The sequence below is a fragment of the Rhizorhabdus phycosphaerae genome (genome assembly GCF_011044255.1).
GTDB lineage: Bacteria > Pseudomonadota > Alphaproteobacteria > Sphingomonadales > Sphingomonadaceae > Rhizorhabdus > Rhizorhabdus phycosphaerae.
Genome location: NZ_CP049107.1, coordinates 2,393,217 through 2,410,355, shown reverse-complemented (window position 1 = coordinate 2,410,355; position 17,139 = coordinate 2,393,217). Strand labels below are relative to the sequence as shown.

General features: G+C 66.6%; 19 protein-coding genes, 1 tRNA gene and 1 pseudogene. 9 read left to right on the top strand and 12 right to left on the bottom strand.

Translation table 11 applies throughout. The features are described from left to right. Nucleotides 1-2 precede the first annotated feature (2 nt). Genes G6P88_RS11040 through G6P88_RS11030 form a run of 3 tightly spaced genes read left to right on the top strand, consistent with a single transcriptional unit; the run spans nucleotide 3 to nucleotide 4,607 of the window. Nucleotides 3-3,074: an efflux RND transporter permease subunit gene (locus G6P88_RS11040; RefSeq protein WP_165323200.1), complete on the top strand. Its 3,072-nt coding sequence runs from the start codon at nucleotides 3-5 to the stop codon at nucleotides 3,072-3,074. Continuing rightward, nucleotides 3,067-3,366: a P-II family nitrogen regulator gene (locus tag G6P88_RS11035; protein WP_165323199.1), complete on the top strand. Its 300-nt coding sequence runs from the start codon at nucleotides 3,067-3,069 to the stop codon at nucleotides 3,364-3,366. The genes G6P88_RS11040 and G6P88_RS11035 overlap by 8 nt, the downstream gene beginning before the upstream one ends. Continuing rightward, complete coding sequence (locus tag G6P88_RS11030; RefSeq protein ID WP_165323198.1) at nucleotides 3,363-4,607, top strand: TolC family protein; 1,245 nt, start codon at nucleotides 3,363-3,365, stop codon at nucleotides 4,605-4,607. The genes G6P88_RS11035 and G6P88_RS11030 overlap by 4 nt, the downstream gene beginning before the upstream one ends. Before the next feature lie 30 nt (nucleotides 4,608-4,637). Here the strand turns inward: G6P88_RS11030 and G6P88_RS11025 are convergent, their stop codons facing one another. From G6P88_RS11025 to G6P88_RS10975, 11 genes are all read right to left on the bottom strand, one after another. Continuing rightward, nucleotides 4,638-5,015, bottom strand: coding sequence for a histidine triad nucleotide-binding protein (locus G6P88_RS11025; RefSeq protein WP_165323197.1), 378 nt, complete (start codon nucleotides 5,013-5,015; stop codon nucleotides 4,638-4,640). 16 nt (nucleotides 5,016-5,031) lie between these two features. Further along, entirely contained in the window at nucleotides 5,032-5,349 is a 318-nt protein-coding gene (locus G6P88_RS11020) for a phosphoribosyl-ATP diphosphatase (protein ID WP_165323196.1), read from the bottom strand. A gap of 206 nt (nucleotides 5,350-5,555) precedes the next feature. Then, a complete protein-coding gene (locus tag G6P88_RS11015; RefSeq protein WP_165323195.1) occupies nucleotides 5,556-5,750 on the bottom strand; it encodes a hypothetical protein in 195 nt (64 codons plus the stop codon). Nucleotides 5,751-5,972: 222 nt separating this feature from the next. Further along, nucleotides 5,973-7,805 (bottom strand): methyl-accepting chemotaxis protein, encoded by a 1,833-nt coding sequence (locus G6P88_RS11010; RefSeq protein ID WP_165323194.1) that lies wholly within the window; start codon nucleotides 7,803-7,805, stop codon nucleotides 5,973-5,975. Between the two features lie 218 nt (nucleotides 7,806-8,023). Then, nucleotides 8,024-8,722, bottom strand: coding sequence for a 50S ribosomal protein L1 (gene rplA / locus G6P88_RS11005; RefSeq protein ID WP_165323193.1), 699 nt, complete (start codon nucleotides 8,720-8,722; stop codon nucleotides 8,024-8,026). A gap of 4 nt (nucleotides 8,723-8,726) precedes the next feature. Then, complete coding sequence (rplK, locus tag G6P88_RS11000) at nucleotides 8,727-9,158, bottom strand: 50S ribosomal protein L11 (RefSeq protein ID WP_165323192.1); 432 nt, start codon at nucleotides 9,156-9,158, stop codon at nucleotides 8,727-8,729. Between the two features lie 194 nt (nucleotides 9,159-9,352). Beyond that, the gene (gene nusG, locus G6P88_RS10995; RefSeq protein ID WP_165323191.1) at nucleotides 9,353-9,892 is read right to left on the bottom strand and encodes a transcription termination/antitermination protein NusG; all 540 of its coding nucleotides are present in this window, start codon (nucleotides 9,890-9,892) and stop codon (nucleotides 9,353-9,355) included. Between the two features lie 21 nt (nucleotides 9,893-9,913). Next, nucleotides 9,914-10,111, bottom strand: coding sequence for a preprotein translocase subunit SecE (gene secE, locus G6P88_RS10990; protein WP_165323190.1), 198 nt, complete (start codon nucleotides 10,109-10,111; stop codon nucleotides 9,914-9,916). A 148-nt stretch (nucleotides 10,112-10,259) separates the two neighbouring features. Beyond that, a tRNA-Trp gene (locus G6P88_RS10985) sits at nucleotides 10,260-10,335 on the bottom strand. Between the two features lie 91 nt (nucleotides 10,336-10,426). After that, nucleotides 10,427-11,146 (bottom strand): hypothetical protein, encoded by a 720-nt coding sequence (locus G6P88_RS10980; RefSeq protein ID WP_165323189.1) that lies wholly within the window; start codon nucleotides 11,144-11,146, stop codon nucleotides 10,427-10,429. 106 nt (nucleotides 11,147-11,252) lie between these two features. After that, nucleotides 11,253-12,977 (bottom strand): fatty acyl-AMP ligase, encoded by a 1,725-nt coding sequence (locus G6P88_RS10975; RefSeq protein WP_165323188.1) that lies wholly within the window; start codon nucleotides 12,975-12,977, stop codon nucleotides 11,253-11,255. Between the two features lie 162 nt (nucleotides 12,978-13,139). Between G6P88_RS10975 and G6P88_RS10970 the strand changes: the two genes are divergently transcribed. From G6P88_RS10970 to G6P88_RS20395, 6 genes and pseudogenes are all read left to right on the top strand, one after another. Beyond that, nucleotides 13,140-13,688 carry a regulatory protein RecX gene (locus G6P88_RS10970; RefSeq protein ID WP_165323187.1) on the top strand — a complete coding sequence of 183 codons (549 nt, stop codon included), beginning with the start codon at nucleotides 13,140-13,142 and terminating at the stop codon, nucleotides 13,686-13,688. A 148-nt stretch (nucleotides 13,689-13,836) separates the two neighbouring features. Continuing rightward, nucleotides 13,837-14,361, top strand: coding sequence for a cold-shock protein (locus tag G6P88_RS10965; RefSeq protein ID WP_165323186.1), 525 nt, complete (start codon nucleotides 13,837-13,839; stop codon nucleotides 14,359-14,361). 11 nt (nucleotides 14,362-14,372) lie between these two features. After that, nucleotides 14,373-14,843: a DUF192 domain-containing protein gene (locus tag G6P88_RS10960; protein WP_206335747.1), complete on the top strand. Its 471-nt coding sequence runs from the start codon at nucleotides 14,373-14,375 to the stop codon at nucleotides 14,841-14,843. Nucleotides 14,844-14,941: 98 nt separating this feature from the next. Continuing rightward, a complete protein-coding gene (locus G6P88_RS10955) occupies nucleotides 14,942-15,325 on the top strand; it encodes an NADH:ubiquinone oxidoreductase subunit NDUFA12 (protein WP_165323185.1) in 384 nt (127 codons plus the stop codon). A 3-nt stretch (nucleotides 15,326-15,328) separates the two neighbouring features. Continuing rightward, on the top strand, nucleotides 15,329-15,823 hold the full coding sequence (gene mlaD, locus G6P88_RS10950) for an outer membrane lipid asymmetry maintenance protein MlaD (RefSeq protein ID WP_165323184.1): 495 nt from the start codon (nucleotides 15,329-15,331) through the stop codon (nucleotides 15,821-15,823). Between the two features lie 245 nt (nucleotides 15,824-16,068). Then, nucleotides 16,069-16,302, top strand: a pseudogene (locus G6P88_RS20395) (DUF2155 domain-containing protein); the annotation flags it as partial. A 35-nt stretch (nucleotides 16,303-16,337) separates the two neighbouring features. On the opposite strand, the gene aat reads toward G6P88_RS20395, so the two are convergent. Continuing rightward, nucleotides 16,338-17,075 carry a leucyl/phenylalanyl-tRNA--protein transferase gene (aat, locus tag G6P88_RS10940; protein ID WP_165323183.1) on the bottom strand — a complete coding sequence of 246 codons (738 nt, stop codon included), beginning with the start codon at nucleotides 17,073-17,075 and terminating at the stop codon, nucleotides 16,338-16,340. Nucleotides 17,076-17,139 lie beyond the last annotated feature (64 nt).

The window sequence follows — 17,139 nt, the reverse complement described above, 5'->3', positions numbered from 1 at the left end:
CGATGTTGCGGTCGCTCGTCGCGCAGGCGCTGTCCTATCGCCTGCTGGTCGTCATGCTGGCGCTCGCCACGGCGGGGCTCGGCGGCTGGGCCTTCTCGACCCTGCCGGTCGATGCCTATCCGGACATCGCGCAAACGCAGGTGAAGATCATCCTCAAGGCGCCCGGCATGACGCCGGAAGAGGTCGAGAGCCGCGTGATCGCGCCGATCGAGATGGAGATGCTCGGCATTCCGCGCCAGGCGGTCCTTCGGTCCACCGCCAAATATGCGATCGCCGACGTCACCATCGATTTCGTCGACGGCACCGACATCTATTGGGCACGCCAGCAGGTGGCGGAGCGGCTGGGCGGTGTCCTGGCCGACATGCCCGACGCTGTGAGCGGCGGTCTCGCGCCGATCTCCACCCCGCTGTCCGACGTCTACATGTTCACGATCGAGGGGCCGCTCGGTCTGCAGGAGAAGCGCGACCTGCTCGACTGGACGATCCGCCCTGCGCTTCGCACGGTACCGGGCGTCGCCGACGTCAATGCACTGGGCGGCTTCGTCCGCAGCTTCGAGGTGCGCCCCGACCCGGTCGCACTGGCGAGCGCCGGCCTGTCGATCGACGAGCTGCGCAGCGCTATCGAGCGCGGCAACCGCAATGACGGTGCGGGCCGGCTGACCAGCGGCGAGGAGGCGCTGATCGTGCGGTCGGTCGGCGCGATCGCTTCCGTGGAGGACTTGTCCTCGATGGTGGTCGCCAGCCGCAACGGCCGCATCGTGCGGCTGGGCGACGTTGCCTCGGTCGGTATGGGCAGTCTCACCCGCTATGGCGCGGTCACCAAAGATGGCAAGAACGAGGCGGTCCAGGGACTGGTGATCGCCCTGCGCGGAGCCGATGCACGGCAGGTGGTCGATGGCGTCCGCGCGCGGCTGGCCGAAGTCGAACGCGGCCTGCCCGCCGGTACGAACCTCGATGTCTTCTACGATCGTTCGGACCTGATCGGGCGCGCGGTCGGTACTGTCGAAAAGGCGCTGATCGAGGCGACGATCCTCGTCGTCATCCTCCTCATCCTGTTCCTCGGCGACTGGCGCGCGGCGGCGATCGTCGCGGTAACCTTGCCGATGGCGGCGCTGATCACCTTCCTGTTCATGCGCGGCATGGGCCTGTCCGCCAATCTTATGAGCCTCGGCGGGCTGGCTATAGCGATCGGCATGCTCGTCGATGGGGCGGTCGTGGTGGTCGAGAATATCGTCGAGCGACTGGGCCGCGACCATGAAGAGGGCCATCCGCGCCTCAATCTCGTCTTCCGGTCCACAGCCGAGGTGATCGTGCCCGTCACGGCGGGTATCGTCATCATCGCGCTGGTCTTCCTGCCGCTTCTGTCGTTGCAGGGTCTGGAAGGCAAGCTGTTCGCACCGGTTGCGCTCACCATCGTCTTCGCGCTCGCGGGTTCGCTGCTGCTGGCGCTGACATTGGTGCCGGTTCTCGCCTCCTATGGATTGAAGAGCGGCCACCATGGCGAACCCTGGATCATGCGCTGGCTCAACCCGCGTTACCATGCGCTGCTCGAGGCGGCCTTCGCTCGTCGGCGGCTCGTCTACGGCCTCTCGGCGGCGGGACTGGTCGTCGCGGGCATCGCTTATGGCGCGGTCGGCAAGACCTTCATGCCGACGATGGACGAGGGGTCGATGATCGTCCAGACGAGCAAGCTCCCCTCTATCAGCCTCGACCAGTCGGTGCGCGACGACCTGCTCGTCGGGCGTACGTTGAAAGCGATCCCCGAGGTCAGCGAAGTGATCGCGCGGGTCGGGTCCGACGAGATCGGGCTCGATCCGATGGGCCCCAACGAAACCGACAATTTCATCCGGCTCAAGCCGGCGTCCGAATGGCGCGGCGACAAGGACTTCGTCCTCGCCGAGATGCGCAAGGCGATGGAGGGGCTGCCCGGGATCGAGCCGACCTTCACCCAGCCGATCGAGATGCGCGTGTCGGAAATGCTGACCGGTGCCCGGGGCGATCTGGCGGTGAAGATCTTCGGCCCGGATCTCGCGACGCTCGCCGATCTGGCCGGGCAGGTGGAGCACGTTCTGTCGGGAATCGACGGCGCGTCCGAGGTGATGACCGTCGCCAATGCCAATGTCGACTATCTTCGCCTCGACATCGACCGTGCCGCTGCCGGCCGCTTCGGCATGCCGATCGATCAGCTGCAGGATTCGCTGCGCGCACAGGTCGAGGGCGTTCGCGCCGGGGTGGTCGCCGAGGGACAGAAGCGCGTTCCGATCCTGATCCGGGGCGACGAGAGTTTACGCGCCGATCCGGCCCGATTTGCCGACCTTCAACTGCACACGCCCGAGGGCACGCTTGCCCGTGTGAGCGATATGGCTCGGGTCGAGCGGGTGCAGGGTCCGGTCAAGCTCGATCATGAGAATGGATCGCGCTTCGCGCTCGTCCAGGCCTTCGTCTCGGGCCGCGACCTCGTCGGCTATGTCGACGACGCGCAGGCAGCGGTCGCGGCGAAAGTGACACTGCCGCACGGCTACCGCATCGTCTGGGGTGGCCAGTTCGAGAATCAGCGCCGCGCCTCTGCCCGGCTGGCGCTGGTCGTGCCTGGGGCGCTACTGCTAATCTTCGGGGTGCTGCTCGCCACGCTCCGCTCGCTCAGGGCGGCCGTGATCATCCTGCTCAACATCCCCTTCGCCATGGTCGGGGGTCTCGTCAGCCTGTGGATCTCGGGCCAATATCTTTCGGTTCCCGCGTCGGTCGGCTTCATCGCGCTGCTTGGCATCGCCGTTTTGAACGGCCTCGTCCTGGTCGCCTATTTTCGCCAGCTTCGCGACGAGGGGTTGCCGATGGCGCAGGCAGTCCGGCTCGGCGCGGAACGGCGCCTGCGCCCGGTGTTGATGACGGCGAGCATCACCGCCTTTGGCCTCGTGCCGCTGCTCTTCGCGACCGGACCGGGGTCCGAAATCCAGCGCCCGCTGGCGATCGTGGTAATCGGCGGGCTCGTGACCTCCACCCTCCTGACGCTGATCCTGCTGCCGATGCTCTACGAACGATTCGGCGAGAGCCGCACGGAGGCCGCCCGTGGCTGAGGTGCTGCTCTGCTTCCATTGCGCGTCCGCCGATGCCGAAGTGATCGCCGAGGCTCTGCGCGGCGTCGCGCAGGCCCCGGTCCACATACGCGACGAACGGGTGCTTGGCCGTGACTTCAGCGATGCCGGGACCGGCGAGCAGGTGCTGGCGACGCTCCGGCGCAGCGCGGTCGAACTGGTCGTCGACGAAGCGATGAGGGCTTCGCTGGTGGCGGCGGTCGAGTGCGCACGCCGTCGCTGGCCGGTTCGCTGGCTCGCGACCCCGGTGTCGGCGCGCGGGAGGATCGGATGAGGATCATGCTCCTTCTGGCATCCGCCTCGCTCATGGCCGCGGTGGCGGCTGCGCCGGCATATTCCGCTTCGAGTCTGCCGCCCACCCCCCAGGTTCTGGCCGCGCTCGACGGACATCCCACAGTTGCGGCGGCGCGCGCCCGACTGGAGGCAGCCCGCGCGCAGGGGGTCGGGCTTCGGCGTGGCGCACAGGAAACGGTCGTCAACGGCAGCTATATTCGCCGAAGCGTCGATCGTGAGGGTGGCTATGACGAATTTGACGTGACGGTCAGCCGCCCCTTCCGCCTGCCGGGCAAGGCGGGGCTCGACCGTGAAGCAGGCAATCTCGGCGTCGATGTCGCCGAGAACCGGATGGAGGATGTCCGCCACCAGACGGCGCTGGAGCTGGCGACGCTCTGGTTCGACTGGCTGACCGCAGGCGAACTCCATCGCAACGACCGCGACAGCGCGGGCCTCGCGCGCAAGGCGGTGGAGGCCGTCCGGCTGCGGCGGCGGCTCCGCGACGCATCGGACCTGGAGGTCGATCAGGCCGTTGCCGCGCTCGGCCAGATCGAGGCGCAGGCTGCGGCCTCGCTTGCCGAGCGCGAACAGGCACGCGCGAAGCTGGCGGCCAATTTCCCCGATCTGGTGATGGGCGAAGACCCGCCGCCGCTTGCGGCTCCTGTTCTGCCGGACGGTGGGCTCGACCGGCTACGCGACAAGGTGGTCGAGAACAGCCACGAGATCGTTGCCGCCGATCGCGAGGCGATGCGCATGGACGTGCTGGCCCGCCGTGCGCGTGCCGACCGGATGGCGGACCCGTCCTTCGGCGTGCGGATGTTCAGCGAACGGAGCGGGATGGAGCGTGGTGCCGGCGTGGTCGCGTCGATCCCGCTCGGCGGGGGCCATCGGCGGGCGCTGGCGGACCAGGCCGGGGCCGAAGCGGACGCCGCGCGCTTCGAATTATCGGCGGTACAGCGGTCGGTCGAGGCGACCGCCAGCGCGGATTTGTCGGGCGCACGCAGCCGCCACGCGGCCTGGATCGAGATGGAGAAGGCCGCCGCCGCTGCGGACGCTGCCGCAGGTCGGACCGAACAGGGCAATGCGCTGGGCCATATCGATCTGGCCGACCTGCTCTATGCGCGTCGCCAGGCGCGGGAAACGCGGCGGGCCGAGATAGAGGCCCGGGCGGAAGCGCATCGGGCCATCACGCGGCTGCGGATCGACGCCCATGCGTTGTGGCTCGACGAACATGTGCAATGAACCGGCCGCGCGACGGCCGGCGTCGACGGTTCATCGGGGCAGCATCGCGCCCATCTGACGGCCGCCGAAAATGTGGACGTGGAGGTGGGGGACCTCCTGATGGCCATGGCCGCCGATGTTCGCGAGCAGGCGATAGCCGGGAGCGGGCAGGCCGGCGTCGCGGGCGACCTTGCCAACCGCGCGAACGAAGCCCGCGATCTCGGCGTCGCTCGCCTGCTCGCTGAAATCGTCCCACGACACATAGCGTCCCTTAGGGATTACCAGGATGTGCACCGGCGCCTGCGGGTTGATGTCGTGAAAGGCGAGCGCCCACTCGTCCTCATAGACGGTCTTCGAAGGAAGTTCGCCGCGCAGGATACGGGCGAAGATGTTGCCGTCGTCATAGGGCTGGGTCGCGTCGATGGGCATGGAAGTCTCCGGTCGTTCAGGCCTTGCGGGCGGCTTTCTCGGCCAGACCGGACAGTCCCTCGCGTCGTTCCAGTTCGCTAAGGACGTCCGATAGGGGCACTCCGGCCTGGTTGAGCAGGACGAGCAGGTGGAACAGCAGGTCGGCGGCCTCGCCGGTCACGGCTTTGGGGTCGCCCTGCAGTGCCGCAATCACAGTCTCCACCGCTTCCTCGCCCAGCTTCTGCGCGATCTTGGGCAGGCCTTTCGCGAACAGCGAGGCGACATAGGAAGCCGACGGGTCGGCGCCGCGCCGCGCGGCGATGGTCGATTCGAGCGTGTGGAGTGTCGAGGTCATGCCGCGCTTCAAAGCCCGCCCGCCGCCTCAGGTCAATGTCGAAGCGCGGCAGGCCGAAACGACACGGCCCCCGTCTGCCGTTCGCCGAGAGCCTCGGAGAAGGGCGGACGGGGGCCGAACACGCCGCGCAACGCTACAGGGGAAAAAGCAAACTCGTACGCAAATCCACTCGACACTTTACTCGTCAAAGCTACCCGCAATTCGCTTCAGGGGTCGCGCCGCCGGCGGCTTGCAATGCGCCCCACCAGCACACCAGCGACCGCGACCAGAAGCAAAATCAACGCACTCGGCTGGGGCATGTTGCCCAGCCATTCCGAAACCGCCTCGACCTGGGCCATGGCGGGGAAAGCGAGAGCGACCCCTGCGAGCAGCGCAAAAACCCCCCGGACTGCGATACTCACGATCAATTCTCCTTCCCCCGCGCTGCCCTCGCGACGAGCCGAAACGGGTTCGTGAAATGTTAAGCCAGAACCGTGCCAAACCCAGAAAAGGTCGCTTTTCCGGGGCACGCGACATCGCCGCAGGTTAACGGCCAAACGATCCTGTCAAATATTCCGACACGAAAAAGGGCGGCCGGATCGCTCCGACCGCCCCCTCGGGAGGACGCCGTCTGGCCTACGGCGTCAGAAGCCGGCCCAATCCTGCTCGTCGCGCAGCGCGAGGTTGCCGCTCACCATCGGCCGGCTGGCGGCCGACTTTGGGGTGGAGCGCATGGCGGGGGCCATCGGGGTGACGATCCGGGCCTTCTTCTCAGCCTCGCGCAAGCGGAAGCGCGTGACGAGGGCTGCCAGATTATCCGCTTCGTCGGCAAGCTGACGGACCGACGCCGTGCTTTCTTCGACCATCGCCGCGTTCTGCTGGGTCACGCCGTCCATGCCGGCCATGACCTTGTTGCTGCTCGACAGCTTGGCGGCCTGATCGGCAGCGCTCTCGCTGATCTCGGAGACGATCGCGGTGATCTCGCGGATCCGCGAGCCGATGCTGTCGAAGGCGGTACCCGCCTGGCGGACCATCTCGACGCCCGACGCCACCTGGGTGACGCTGGTGTCGATCAGCGCGCGGATGTCCGCAGCCGAGTCGGCCGAGCGCTGGGCCAGCGCACGGACTTCGTTGGCGACGACCGCGAAGCCCTTGCCCGCCTCACCGGCACGGGCCGCCTCGACGCCCGCGTTGAGCGCCAGCAGGTTGGTCTGGAAGGTGATCGCATCGATCGCGGAGATGATCTGGCCGATTTCGGCGGTCGACTTCTCGATATTCGCCATGGCGCTGACAGCGCGCTGGACGACTTCGCTGCCGGCATCGGCTTCATGGACGGCAGAGCGCACGAACTCGTCCGCCTGAGCGGTGCGGGTCGAGGTGGCACCGACGGCAGCAGTCACGCCCGAGATCGTTTCGGCGGTTACTGCCAGCTCGGCGGCATGCTGCTCCGAACGCTGCGCGAGGTCGATGGTGGCGCGGCTGATTTCCGAGGAGCCGACATGGATCGACTCGGCCGAGCGGGCGACTTCCGACATGGCGTCGTGGAGGGCGCCGATGGTGCGGTTGAAGTCGTCGCGCAGCGTCTCATAGCCGGAGCCGAGCGGCGGCAGCACGACGCGCAGGTCGCCATCGGCCAGCTGGCGGAGATTGCCGCCCACGATGTCGAGCATGTTGCGCAGCGCCTGCTCCGCTTCATCCCGCTCGCGGCTGGCATCGCGCAGCCGGACTGCGGCCCGCGACAGGTCGCCGATCTCGTCGCCGCGCTCGCAGTGGCGCACGGTCACGTCATAGCGGCCATTGGTGATCTGCGTCATCGCGCCGCTCACCTCGCCAAGCTCCTCGCCCACGCTGGTGCGGATCGAGCGGGCGATCTTGTAACCCAGCCAGCCGCCGACAAGGGCGATCAGGGCGGTGAGGGCCATGGTCACGAAGGCGAGCGCCATCTGCTTCGCGGCGATGGCTTCGGCGCGGGCGATGATCGGGTTGCGGATCGCCTCGATCGCATCATCGACCTTGTTGCCGGCGGTCATGATCGCAGTGAGCTCGCCCGGATTGGGGCCGCCATTTTCCATCGATCCGTTGACGAGGCCGGCATATTTGGTTTGTGCGGCTGTGATCGCGTCGATCAGCGGCAGGTCGGCCTCGTCCGAGTCGGCGCGAACGGCGGCGATAGCCTTCGACATGTCGCCGAGATTGCCGACCACGTCGCCGCGGCTCTCTTCGGAATGGAGCAGGGCGTTCCTGAACACGTCGCGTTCGAGCGAAGCGAAGTCCTTTTCCAGCAGCGCCGAAGACAGCGCCTGATTCGACACATGGCTGTCCTGGCCGATCATCTGCAGGCTGAGAAGCGAGCCGCCGATGATCGCGACCATGATCAACAGGCTGGAGATCAGCGTTGCCCGCGTCTGCAGCGATAGCCGCTCACCCAGCGCCCTGCTGGTCACCCAGCCTTCGATTTTGCCCAAGTCCTGAGCCACGCACGTCTCCATCCACGCAAAATTGGGTGCCGCCGGGTACAGGGGAATACCCGGGCGGCTGCTATCGGAGTGGCACGAGCGCCCTTAAAACGGTGCTAATCGGCTAATTGGATTCGACGCCGTCTCTACGACGAAGGTCTAATGCGTGACGGCTGCACAACGAAAAAGGGGCCGGGATTGCTCCCGGCCCCTTTCGATTCGATCGGTATCGCTGGCGATCAGGCGCCCGCGACTTCCGTTACGTCGATCTTCACGCCCGGGCCCATCGTCGAGCTGACGGCGGCCTTGCGCAGATACTTGCCCTTGGCGCCCGACGGCTTCGCCTTGACGATGGCGTCGACGAAGGCGTCGAAGTTCGCGCGAAGGTCTTCGGCCGGGAAGCTGGCCTTACCGATACCCGAATGGATGATGCCGGCCTTCTCGACGCGGAACTCCACCTGACCGCCCTTGGCCGCCTTGACGGCTTCGGCGACGTTCATCGTGACGGTGCCCAGCTTAGGGTTCGGCATCAGGCCCTTCGGACCCAGGATCTTACCGAGACGACCGACGAGGCCCATCATGTCCGGGGTCGCGATGCAGCGGTCGAAATCGACCGTGCCGCCCTGGATCTGCTCGAGCAGATCTTCGGCGCCGACGACTTCCGCACCGGCGGCCTTGGCTTCATCGGCCTTGGCGCCACGAGCGAACACGCCGACGCGGACATCCTTGCCGGTGCCCTTCGGCAGCGTGACGACGCCGCGGACCATCTGGTCGGCGTGGCGCGGATCGACGCCCAGGTTCAGCGCGACTTCGATGGTCTCGTCGAACTTGGAGGTCGCGTTCTGCTTGGCGAGGGCGATTGCCTCATCGATGCCATACAGCTTCACGCTGTCGACCGACGCCTGCTGGTTCTTCTGCTTCTTGCTCAGCTTGGCCATGATCTCAGCCCTCCACCACTTCGAGGCCCATCGCGCGGGCCGAGCCTTCGATGATGCGGGTCGCCGCATCGATGTCGTTGGCGTTGAGATCCTTCATCTTGATCTGGGCGATCTCGGACAGCTGCGAGCGCTTGATCTTGCCGGCGGTTGCCTTGCCCGGCTCCTTCGAGCCCGACTTCAGGCCGACGGCCTTCTTGAGCAGATAGCTGGCCGGCGGCGTCTTGGTGACGAAGCTGAACGAACGATCCGCATAGACGGTGATGACCGTCGGAAGCGGCGTGCCGACTTCCTGGTCACCGGTCTGGGCGTTGAACGCCTTGCAGAAGTCCATGATGTTGACACCGCGCTGACCGAGTGCGGGGCCGATCGGCGGCGAGGGGTTCGCCTTTCCAGCGGGCACCTGGAGCTTGATGTAGCCCGTAATCTTTTTTGCCATGTCTCACTCACTCTGTCGTAGGTCGGGTCGCGTGCGGGGAAGATGCGTGCACCTATCCTGCGATCCGGCCGTTCAAGTTTAGCGGTTCCTGCGAAGGCCGGAGCCTTCTCCCGCGACGTGCGGCGCCTGAAAGGCGCCTTCCCGGATCGCTCCGGAATTGGTGAGTCGCCCCGGCGCGAGCCGGAGCGCCTGAATTATTTGACGCGTTCGACCTGCTCGAACTCGAGCTCGACCGGCGTTGCGCGGCCGAAGATCGACACCGAAACCTTGACGCGGCTGCGGTCGAAGTCGAGTTCCTCGACGACGCCGTTGAAGCTTGCGAAAGGACCGTCGAGCACCTTGACCTGGTCGCCGATCTCATAATCGACGCGCAGCTTGGTCTTCGGCGCGGCGGCCGCGGCCTCTTCCTTCGTGTTCAGGATGCGTGCGGCCTCGGCCTCGCTGATCGGCTGCGGCTTGCCCGACGAACCGAGAAAGCCCGTCACCTTCGGCGTGTTCTTCACCAGGTGATAGACGTCGTCGTTCATGCTCAGCTTCGCCAGCACATAGCCGGGGAAGAATTTGCGGTCCGAGGTGATCTTCTTGCCGCGGCGAACCTCGGTGATCTTCTCGGTCGGAACCTCGACGGCCTCGACGAGCTGCTCCAAGCCCAGACGGGCGGCGTCGGCCAGGATCGCTTCGCGGACCTTGTTCTCGAAGCCCGAATAGGCGTGAATGATGTACCAGCGCGCCATGAACGCCAACGTCTCCGTTTCTTAGCCCAGCAGGGACAGGAGGAACTTCACGATCGCCGAGAAGAACTGGTCGACCCCGAAGAAGAACAAGGCGAGGATCGTCGTCATGATGCCCACCATGATGGTGGTCGTCACGGTTTCTTTCCGGCTCGGCCAGACGACCTTGCGGGTCTCGGCCTTCACCTGATTGATGAACTCGACGGGAGAAGTCTTCGCCACGTTCCCAGCCTATCCTGCCCCGATCCGAAAATCCGGGAAAACACCAAAATAGCGACAAGAGGCCGCTGTCCGCTTATCCGGCCTTAACGACCGGCGGACCCGACCTCTTCTCGCACCTCGTACCCTTCGGCCAGCCGACCATTTTAAATGGCAGGAGTGGAGGGACTCGAACCCCCGGCCCTCGGTTTTGGAGACCGATGCTCTACCAACTGAGCTACACTCCTCCGGGTCCGAGAAGCGGGCACATAGCGGTGGGGTGGTGGAAGCGCAAGGGGTTGCAGCCACGAACCGCCGGCGGTCGCGTGGACCGATGGGTCAGTGCACGAACAGGACGCCGCCCCGATCCAGGTCCCAATAGGTACCACCGCTGCCATTGGTGCGGAAGCCGATCGGAATCGACAGGCGATGGCCACAAGGTTCGAACGTCCAGACCTCGTTCCACGAGCCTTTCAGCCTTATGCCATATTGGCTGGGGCTCAGGTCGGCGCTGCTGCCGGTGACCCTGACGCTGGTCGGTGTCAGGTCTTTCGGCGCACAGGCCGGGTCCTCCACCTTGAGCCGCTGGACAGCCATCGCGACCGTCGCGCGCAGCGCCTCGCGGGCAAGGGTAGGCCAGGCCAGCGTTTCGCCCTGGCCGGCAAATATCCCCTGGAGCGTGGTGCCGTCGGCGTCGCGCAGGATGAGAATGCGAATCGGGTCGCCGGGCGGGCAGTCCTCGAGCGTGACAGTACTGATCCAGCCATTCTCGATCTTGCCGGCAACGATCAGCCCGGTGACCATGCCGTCGAGCGTGACCGGAGCAAGCGGGCCGATCCGCAGCTTCTTGGGCTGGCAGCGTCCGCGCATCCGGGCATCGAAGGCCACGGCCTCGCCGACCGCCCGCGCGAGGGGCTCGCCGTCGGGGAGCGGTCTCCTGTTGATCTCCTCGACGTCCCGCCGGAACTGGTCGGGGTCGCCCAGCGGATCGAGCGGCAGCGCGGATGCCGTCGTCGCGGCCAGTGCGAGCAGTATCGGAGCGACGAATCGGAAGCGCATGGGCAATGGTCTCCGCACCGGCGGCGATCCGGGCGACCGGCCGAAGCCGGGACACCCTGATGCACCGCGGACCCGCGAATCAAGCGGCATCGCCGCCCGTCGCGCGTCAGGCGGCGATATCGTAGCCCTGGATCTCGCCCGCCAGATAGAGGTTGCGCGCCTTGGCGCGGCTGAGCTTGCCCGAGCTCGTCTTGGGCAGCGTGCGCGGCGGCACCAGTTCGACCACGCAATGCATGCCGGTGATCGAACGGACCTTGTCGCGGATCTGGTCGCGCAGGCGGGCGCGTTCGGCAGGATCGGAGGTGCGGCACTGGACCAGCACGGCCGGCGCCTCTTCGCCGCCGGGCGTCGTGATCGAGAAGGCGGCGATGTCGCCCGCCTTGAATCCCGGCAACTGCTCCACGGCCCACTCGATATCCTGCGGCCAGTGATTCTTGCCGTTGATGATGATCATGTCCTTGGCGCGGCCGACGATGTAGATATAGCCGTTCGAAATATAGGCCATGTCGCCGCTATCCAGCCATCCGTCGACCATGCAGGCGTCGGTCGCCTCCTGGTCGCGGAAATAGCCGGTCATGATCGACGGGCCCTTGGCCCACAGCTTGCCGATCATCTTCTCGGGCAGCGGCGATCCGTCCTCGTCGCGGATCTCGACCGTCATGTCGCGCACCGGCTTGCCGCAATTGACCACGGCCCGGAAGCGGCGCGGGCGATCCTGGCTATGCGCGCCGCCCGACAGCTGGGTTTCCTCGACCAGCTCGACGACGATGCCCTCGCCCGGCGGCATGATCGACACCGCCAGCGTTGCCTCGGCCAGGCCGTAGCTCGGCAGGAAGGCGCTGGCCTTGAAGCCTGCCTCGGCAAAGGCGTCGACGAAGGACTGCATCACGTCGGGGCGGATCATGTCGGCACCATTGCCCGCCAGCCGCCAGCGCGACAGGTCGAACCGGTCCGATGCCTTGGTCTGGCTCGACATGCGCCGCGCGCAGATATCGTAGCCGAAGGTCGGCGAATAGCTGATCGAGGTGCCCTCGTTACGGCTGATCAGGTCGAGCCAGGCGAGTGGCCGGCGCGCGAAATCCTCGGTCTTGAGATAGTCGGTCGAGACCTGGTTCGCGACCGGCGACAGGAAGCAGCCGACCAGCCCCATGTCATGATACCAGGGGAGCCAGCTGATGCAGCGATCCTGTGGTTCCAGCAGCATACCATGCGAATGGGCTGCCAGGTTGTTCAGCAGAGCACGATGCGTCACGGCGACGCCGTGCGGGAAGCGGGTCGAGCCGCTCGAATATTGCAGATAGGCGATGTCGTCGGGTGCGGACCCGGGCAGCGGCGCGTCCGGCGCGTCACGCATTTCGAAGCCTTCGTAGGTGAGGCCTTCGACCCCGCGCTGCGCGGCGGCCGCCGAAGCCATCTCGGACAGCTCCTCCGGATAGAACAGCATGCGCGGATCGGAGCTCGAAAGCTGCACGACCAGCTGGTCGATATAGCTGTCCTTGCCGCCGAACGAGGTCGGCAGCGGCAGCGGAACCGGCCAGGCGCCGGCATAGACCGCGCCGAAGAACAGTGCGGCGAAATGGGGGCCCGTCTCGGCCACCAGCGCAATGCGGTCGCCGGGCGCGATCCCGGCGGCGATCAGGCGCCGCGCATTGGCAAGGGCATCGACCCGCAGCTGCGCGAAGGGGTAGGGCGTGGTCAGCGTTCCACGAGCATCGTGGAAGTTCAGCCCGCGAACTCCGGTCGCGGCATAGTCGAGCGCCGCACTCAGCGTCTCGAAATCGGCGAAGCGGCGCGGCAGCGCATCGACTGTCGGCGTCGGCACCAATGCCATTCTCGTCTTGATCCCTTGTCTGTCAGAAATGATCTCGGCTCCATCCAGCATCGACGCACCTCCGTGGCGGCGGCCCGATCGCCGGACAGGCCTGTACAAGCTGGCAGCCTTCACCCAGCCGCGCGTTCAAAATCCGGCCCGACTGTGGCACAAAGATGGCGCATGGCCCGAACTCCCCCCCGTGAAGCCCGTCCCTATGACGCCCAGACGCTTGCGCGCGCAGCGCTCGATTACGCCGCGCGCTATGCAACGACGCGGGCAAAACTGGCCGCCTATCTGCGACGCAAGCTGAAGGAGCGGGGCTGGGCGGGGGAAGGCGATCCCGGGGTGGATGCGCTTGTCGCCCGATTTGCCGACCATGGCTATGTCGACGACCTGGCCTTTGCCGACGCCCGTGCCCAGTCGCTGTTGCGCCGCGGCTATGGCGCGCGACGCATTGCCGCATCGCTGCGCGCCGCCGGCATAGAGGCCGATACTGCCGAAAGTCTGCGCGACGAGATCGATTCCGGCGCGGAGGACGCCGCCCTGCGCTTCGCCCGCCGCCGCCGTATCGGCCCCTATGCCGATCATGTCCCGGACCGGGACGAACGCCGCCGCTGGGTGGCGGCGATGGCGCGGGCGGGGCATGCGATGGATACGGTCATGCGCGTGCTCGCGATGGACGCCGCCGAACTGGATATTGATGTCGGCGACGTAACGAGCCAAGGATGACGGTTCGGCACGTAAGAGCTTCGTTTCAGCGGGACGCTGTGATAGGCTGGTGCGTCAAGCAGCGGGTGTCTCGACAATGAATGATAAGTCAGTTGCGTCTGTGACGTTGCGCGATGTCAGCTTGGACAGCGGTCAGGAACGGCTATCGATGGCAGCAGGCGAGCCCGCCGAAACCGTGGTTGGCGCGGTCAAATGGTTCGACGCCACGCGCGGCTTCGGCTTCATCGCCACCGATGGCGATCGTGGCGACGTGCTGGTGCATTTCTCCGTCCTTCGCGATCATGGCCGCCGTACGCTTCCCGAGGGGGCACGCGTGGCGTGCGAGGTTGTCGCTCGCGACCGGGGCCTGCAGGCGCGCCGCATCCTTGCCATCGACCTTTCGACGGCGACCGGGCCCGATCCCGACCTTGTCGCGAAGCGCAATGCCGACCGCGTCGATCCCACCGCGTTGATCGATGCGGCCGGAGAGCCCGAGCCGGTCGTTGTCAAATGGTTCAACCGCCTCAAGGGCTATGGCTTCGTCGTCCGCGAGGGCGAGGTGCAGGATATTTTCGTGCACATGGAGACAGTCCGTCGCGCGGGTCTGGCCGATCTGCTGCCCGAGACGCGGATGCGCGCGCGCATCGCCGAGGGTCGCAAGGGGCCGCTCGCAGTCGAACTGATCGCCGACTGATCATGCAATCGATGCGTATTCCGGGCGCGTTCGCCGCCGCCCTTTTGCTTGCCGCCTGCGCCCCCGGGCCGGCCGGCGCGCGTGATGCGGCGGCCGGTGAAGCCGCCGCCGCGACGGTGCCGCTGAGCATCGCTACCAAGGCGGGCAAGATTGCCTTTCAGGTCGAGGTTGCCCGAACTTCAGAAGAACAGGCGCGGGGCCTGATGTACCGCACCAGCCTCGCCGAGGACCGCGGGATGATCTTTCCGATGGTTCCGCCACGCTTCGCCAGCTTCTGGATGAAGAATACCTATATCCCGCTCGACCTGATCTTCATCCGCACCGACGGCAGCATCGCGCGGATCGCCGCCAATGCTGTCCCCGAAGATCTGAGCCCGATCCCTTCGGGCGAGCCGGTCGCGGCCGTGCTCGAGATCGCCGGCGGCGGCGCGGCGCGCCACGGGATTGTCGAGGGCGATCGCGTTTCTTGGGCCGGTCAATGATCCAAAAGCCCGTCGGCGACGTTCAGCCCTGCGCAAGCTGGCCGGGTTCAGCGTCTAAACGGTTGCGCGGCATGGGCGGCAGAGGCTAAGCGAACGGCATGCTCAAGAAGATTTTCACCTGGTGGGACGGTGCCACGATCGGCACGCTCCGCTTCACCAAGAAGAACGGGACGCGGATCGGCGAGGATTCGCTGGGCAACGTCTATTATGAAGGCGGCAAGGCGACCGATGGCCGCCCCCGCCGCTGGGTGATCTATTCCGGCGCCAATGACGCCAGCCGGGTTCCGCCCGAATGGCATGGCTGGCTGCACCACAGCACCGACTTCACCCCCGACCAGTTGCCCGCGCCCCGCGCCTGGCAGCAGCCGGCGGTGCCGAACCTAACGGGAACCGAAGCGGCCTATCGGCCGTCTGGTGCCCTGGAGCGGGGCGGCGTCCGAGCGGCGGCGACCGGCGATTATGAGGCATGGAGCCCGAACTGAGTCATGAGACCGCTGTTGCGTGAAAATATCGGCGAAGCGCTGGTTGGCCTGTTCGTCATCCTGTTCGCCGGCTGGTTCGTGTGGTTCGCCTATGGCGCGACCGGCGGCGGCGCCAAGGCCGGGGCGATCCACGTCACCGCCTTCTTCCCCAACAGCACCGGCATCAACGTCGGCAGCGACGTTCGCGTCGCCGGCATGAAGGTCGGGACGGTCGCCGCACAGGCGCTCGATCCGCAAAGTTATCAGGTGAAGGTGAAGCTCGCGCTCGATCCGGCGGTGAAGCTGCCGGCCGACAGCAGCGCGGCGATCACCTCCGAAGGCTTTCTGGGCGCGACCTTCATTTCGCTGATCCCGGGCGGCGATACGGTTGCGCTGAAGGACGGCGACACGATCGCCGATACCCAGGGCGCGATGGACCTGATGGGCATGGTCGGCCAGTTCATCAACAAGTCCGGCGGCTCGTCGGGCGGCGGCAGCGACGAAGCGGCGAAACCGTGAAGCGGTTCCTGCTGGGCGCGGTCGCGCTCGGCGGCCTCGTCGCCATCGGCGCCTGGCAGGCGATCGGTCAGCAGCAGGCCCCGGTCGAGGCGCTCCCGTCCGAGGAACAGGCGGGAGCGGTTCCGCTCGATCCCGCCGGTGAGGTGAGCGAGAGTGCAGCGGCCGAGCCCGCCAATGCGACCCAGGCTGCGGTGCCCGTCGCCGATCCTATTCCCGACAAGCCGCTGACCACCGAAGGCACGCCCATGGGCAACCGCGTCGCGGTGCTCGGCCTGCTCAACAAGCGCAACGGCGAATCGCGCGAGTTGAAGATGCGTCCGGGGCAGGCGATTCGCGTCGGTGACGTGATCGTGCGGCTGCGCGCCTGCGAGACGACCGCGCCGTGGGAGGACCAGAAGCTGACCGGTGCCTTCGTGCAGACGGACGTGCGTGGGCGGGATGGCGCTTGGCGGCGGATATTCTCGGGCTGGTTGTTCAAGGAATCGCCGTCGCTCAACGCGGTCGAGGATCCGGTTTACGACGTCTGGCCCAAGAGCTGCACGATGGTGCACCCGGATATCGGGCCCGATACGGTGCGCCTGTCGGGGCGTGTCGCGTCGCCATCGAGCGCGAAGAAGTCGGGTGGAGACCAGCCCTCCGCGCCGGCGGTGCCGGCCGCGCCAGATCCCAAGCCGGCCACGCCCAGCGCGCCGTCCAGCAACGCCACATAATCGTCGCGGCTCACCTCGATCGCGCCGAGCGAGCGGAGGTGATCGGTGATGAACTGGCAATCGAGCAAGCGGAAGCGGCCCACTTTGAGTCGCGCGATCAGCCAGGCAAGCGCGACTTTCGACGCATTGCTCTCGCGGCTGAACATGCTCTCGCCGAAAAAGGCGCCACCCAGCCGCACGCCATACAGGCCACCGACCAGCCGGCCGTCGCGCCAGCACTCGACCGAATGGGCATGGCCGCGCCGGTGAAGATCGGCATAGGCCGATTCGATCGCGGTATTGATCCAGGTATCGGGCCGGTCGTCGGTCGATTCGGCGCATTGCGCCACGACCTCGGCGAAGGCGGTGTCGCAGGTCACGGTGAAGCGCTCCGACCGGATCGTCTTGGCTAGCGACCGCGACAGGCGGAACTGGTCGATCGGCAATATGCCGCGTTTCTTCGGCTCGACCCAGTAGACGTCGTCCGCGCCACGGCTGTCGGCCATCGGGAATACGCCGATCGAATAGGCTCTGAGGAGCAGGTCGGGGTCGATCGTCTTCATATATGTGCCGGATCCGGGGCAATCATAGCGCCCCCGGACCGATATCCCAAGCGGAGCTGCGCCG

Coding starts and splice junctions, on each gene's coding strand:
- G6P88_RS11040 (WP_165323200.1), top strand. CDS start 3: ATGTTGCGGTCGCTCGTCGCGCAGGCGCTGTCCTATCGCCTGCTGGTC.
- G6P88_RS11030 (WP_165323198.1), top strand. CDS start 3,363: ATGAGGATCATGCTCCTTCTGGCATCCGCCTCGCTCATGGCCGCGGTG.
- G6P88_RS11025 (WP_165323197.1), bottom strand. CDS start 5,015: ATGCCCATCGACGCGACCCAGCCCTATGACGACGGCAACATCTTCGCC.
- G6P88_RS11020 (WP_165323196.1), bottom strand. CDS start 5,349: ATGACCTCGACACTCCACACGCTCGAATCGACCATCGCCGCGCGGCGC.
- rplA (WP_165323193.1), bottom strand. CDS start 8,722: ATGGCCAAGCTGAGCAAGAAGCAGAAGAACCAGCAGGCGTCGGTCGAC.
- rplK (WP_165323192.1), bottom strand. CDS start 9,158: ATGGCAAAAAAGATTACGGGCTACATCAAGCTCCAGGTGCCCGCTGGA.
- nusG (WP_165323191.1), bottom strand. CDS start 9,892: ATGGCGCGCTGGTACATCATTCACGCCTATTCGGGCTTCGAGAACAAG.
- G6P88_RS10980 (WP_165323189.1), bottom strand. CDS start 11,146: ATGCGCTTCCGATTCGTCGCTCCGATACTGCTCGCACTGGCCGCGACG.
- G6P88_RS10975 (WP_165323188.1), bottom strand. CDS start 12,977: ATGGCATTGGTGCCGACGCCGACAGTCGATGCGCTGCCGCGCCGCTTC.
- G6P88_RS10970 (WP_165323187.1), top strand. CDS start 13,140: ATGGCCCGAACTCCCCCCCGTGAAGCCCGTCCCTATGACGCCCAGACG.
- G6P88_RS10965 (WP_165323186.1), top strand. CDS start 13,837: ATGGCAGCAGGCGAGCCCGCCGAAACCGTGGTTGGCGCGGTCAAATGG.
- G6P88_RS10960 (WP_206335747.1), top strand. CDS start 14,373: ATGCGTATTCCGGGCGCGTTCGCCGCCGCCCTTTTGCTTGCCGCCTGC.
- G6P88_RS10955 (WP_165323185.1), top strand. CDS start 14,942: ATGCTCAAGAAGATTTTCACCTGGTGGGACGGTGCCACGATCGGCACG.
- mlaD (WP_165323184.1), top strand. CDS start 15,329: ATGAGACCGCTGTTGCGTGAAAATATCGGCGAAGCGCTGGTTGGCCTG.
- aat (WP_165323183.1), bottom strand. CDS start 17,075: ATGAAGACGATCGACCCCGACCTGCTCCTCAGAGCCTATTCGATCGGC.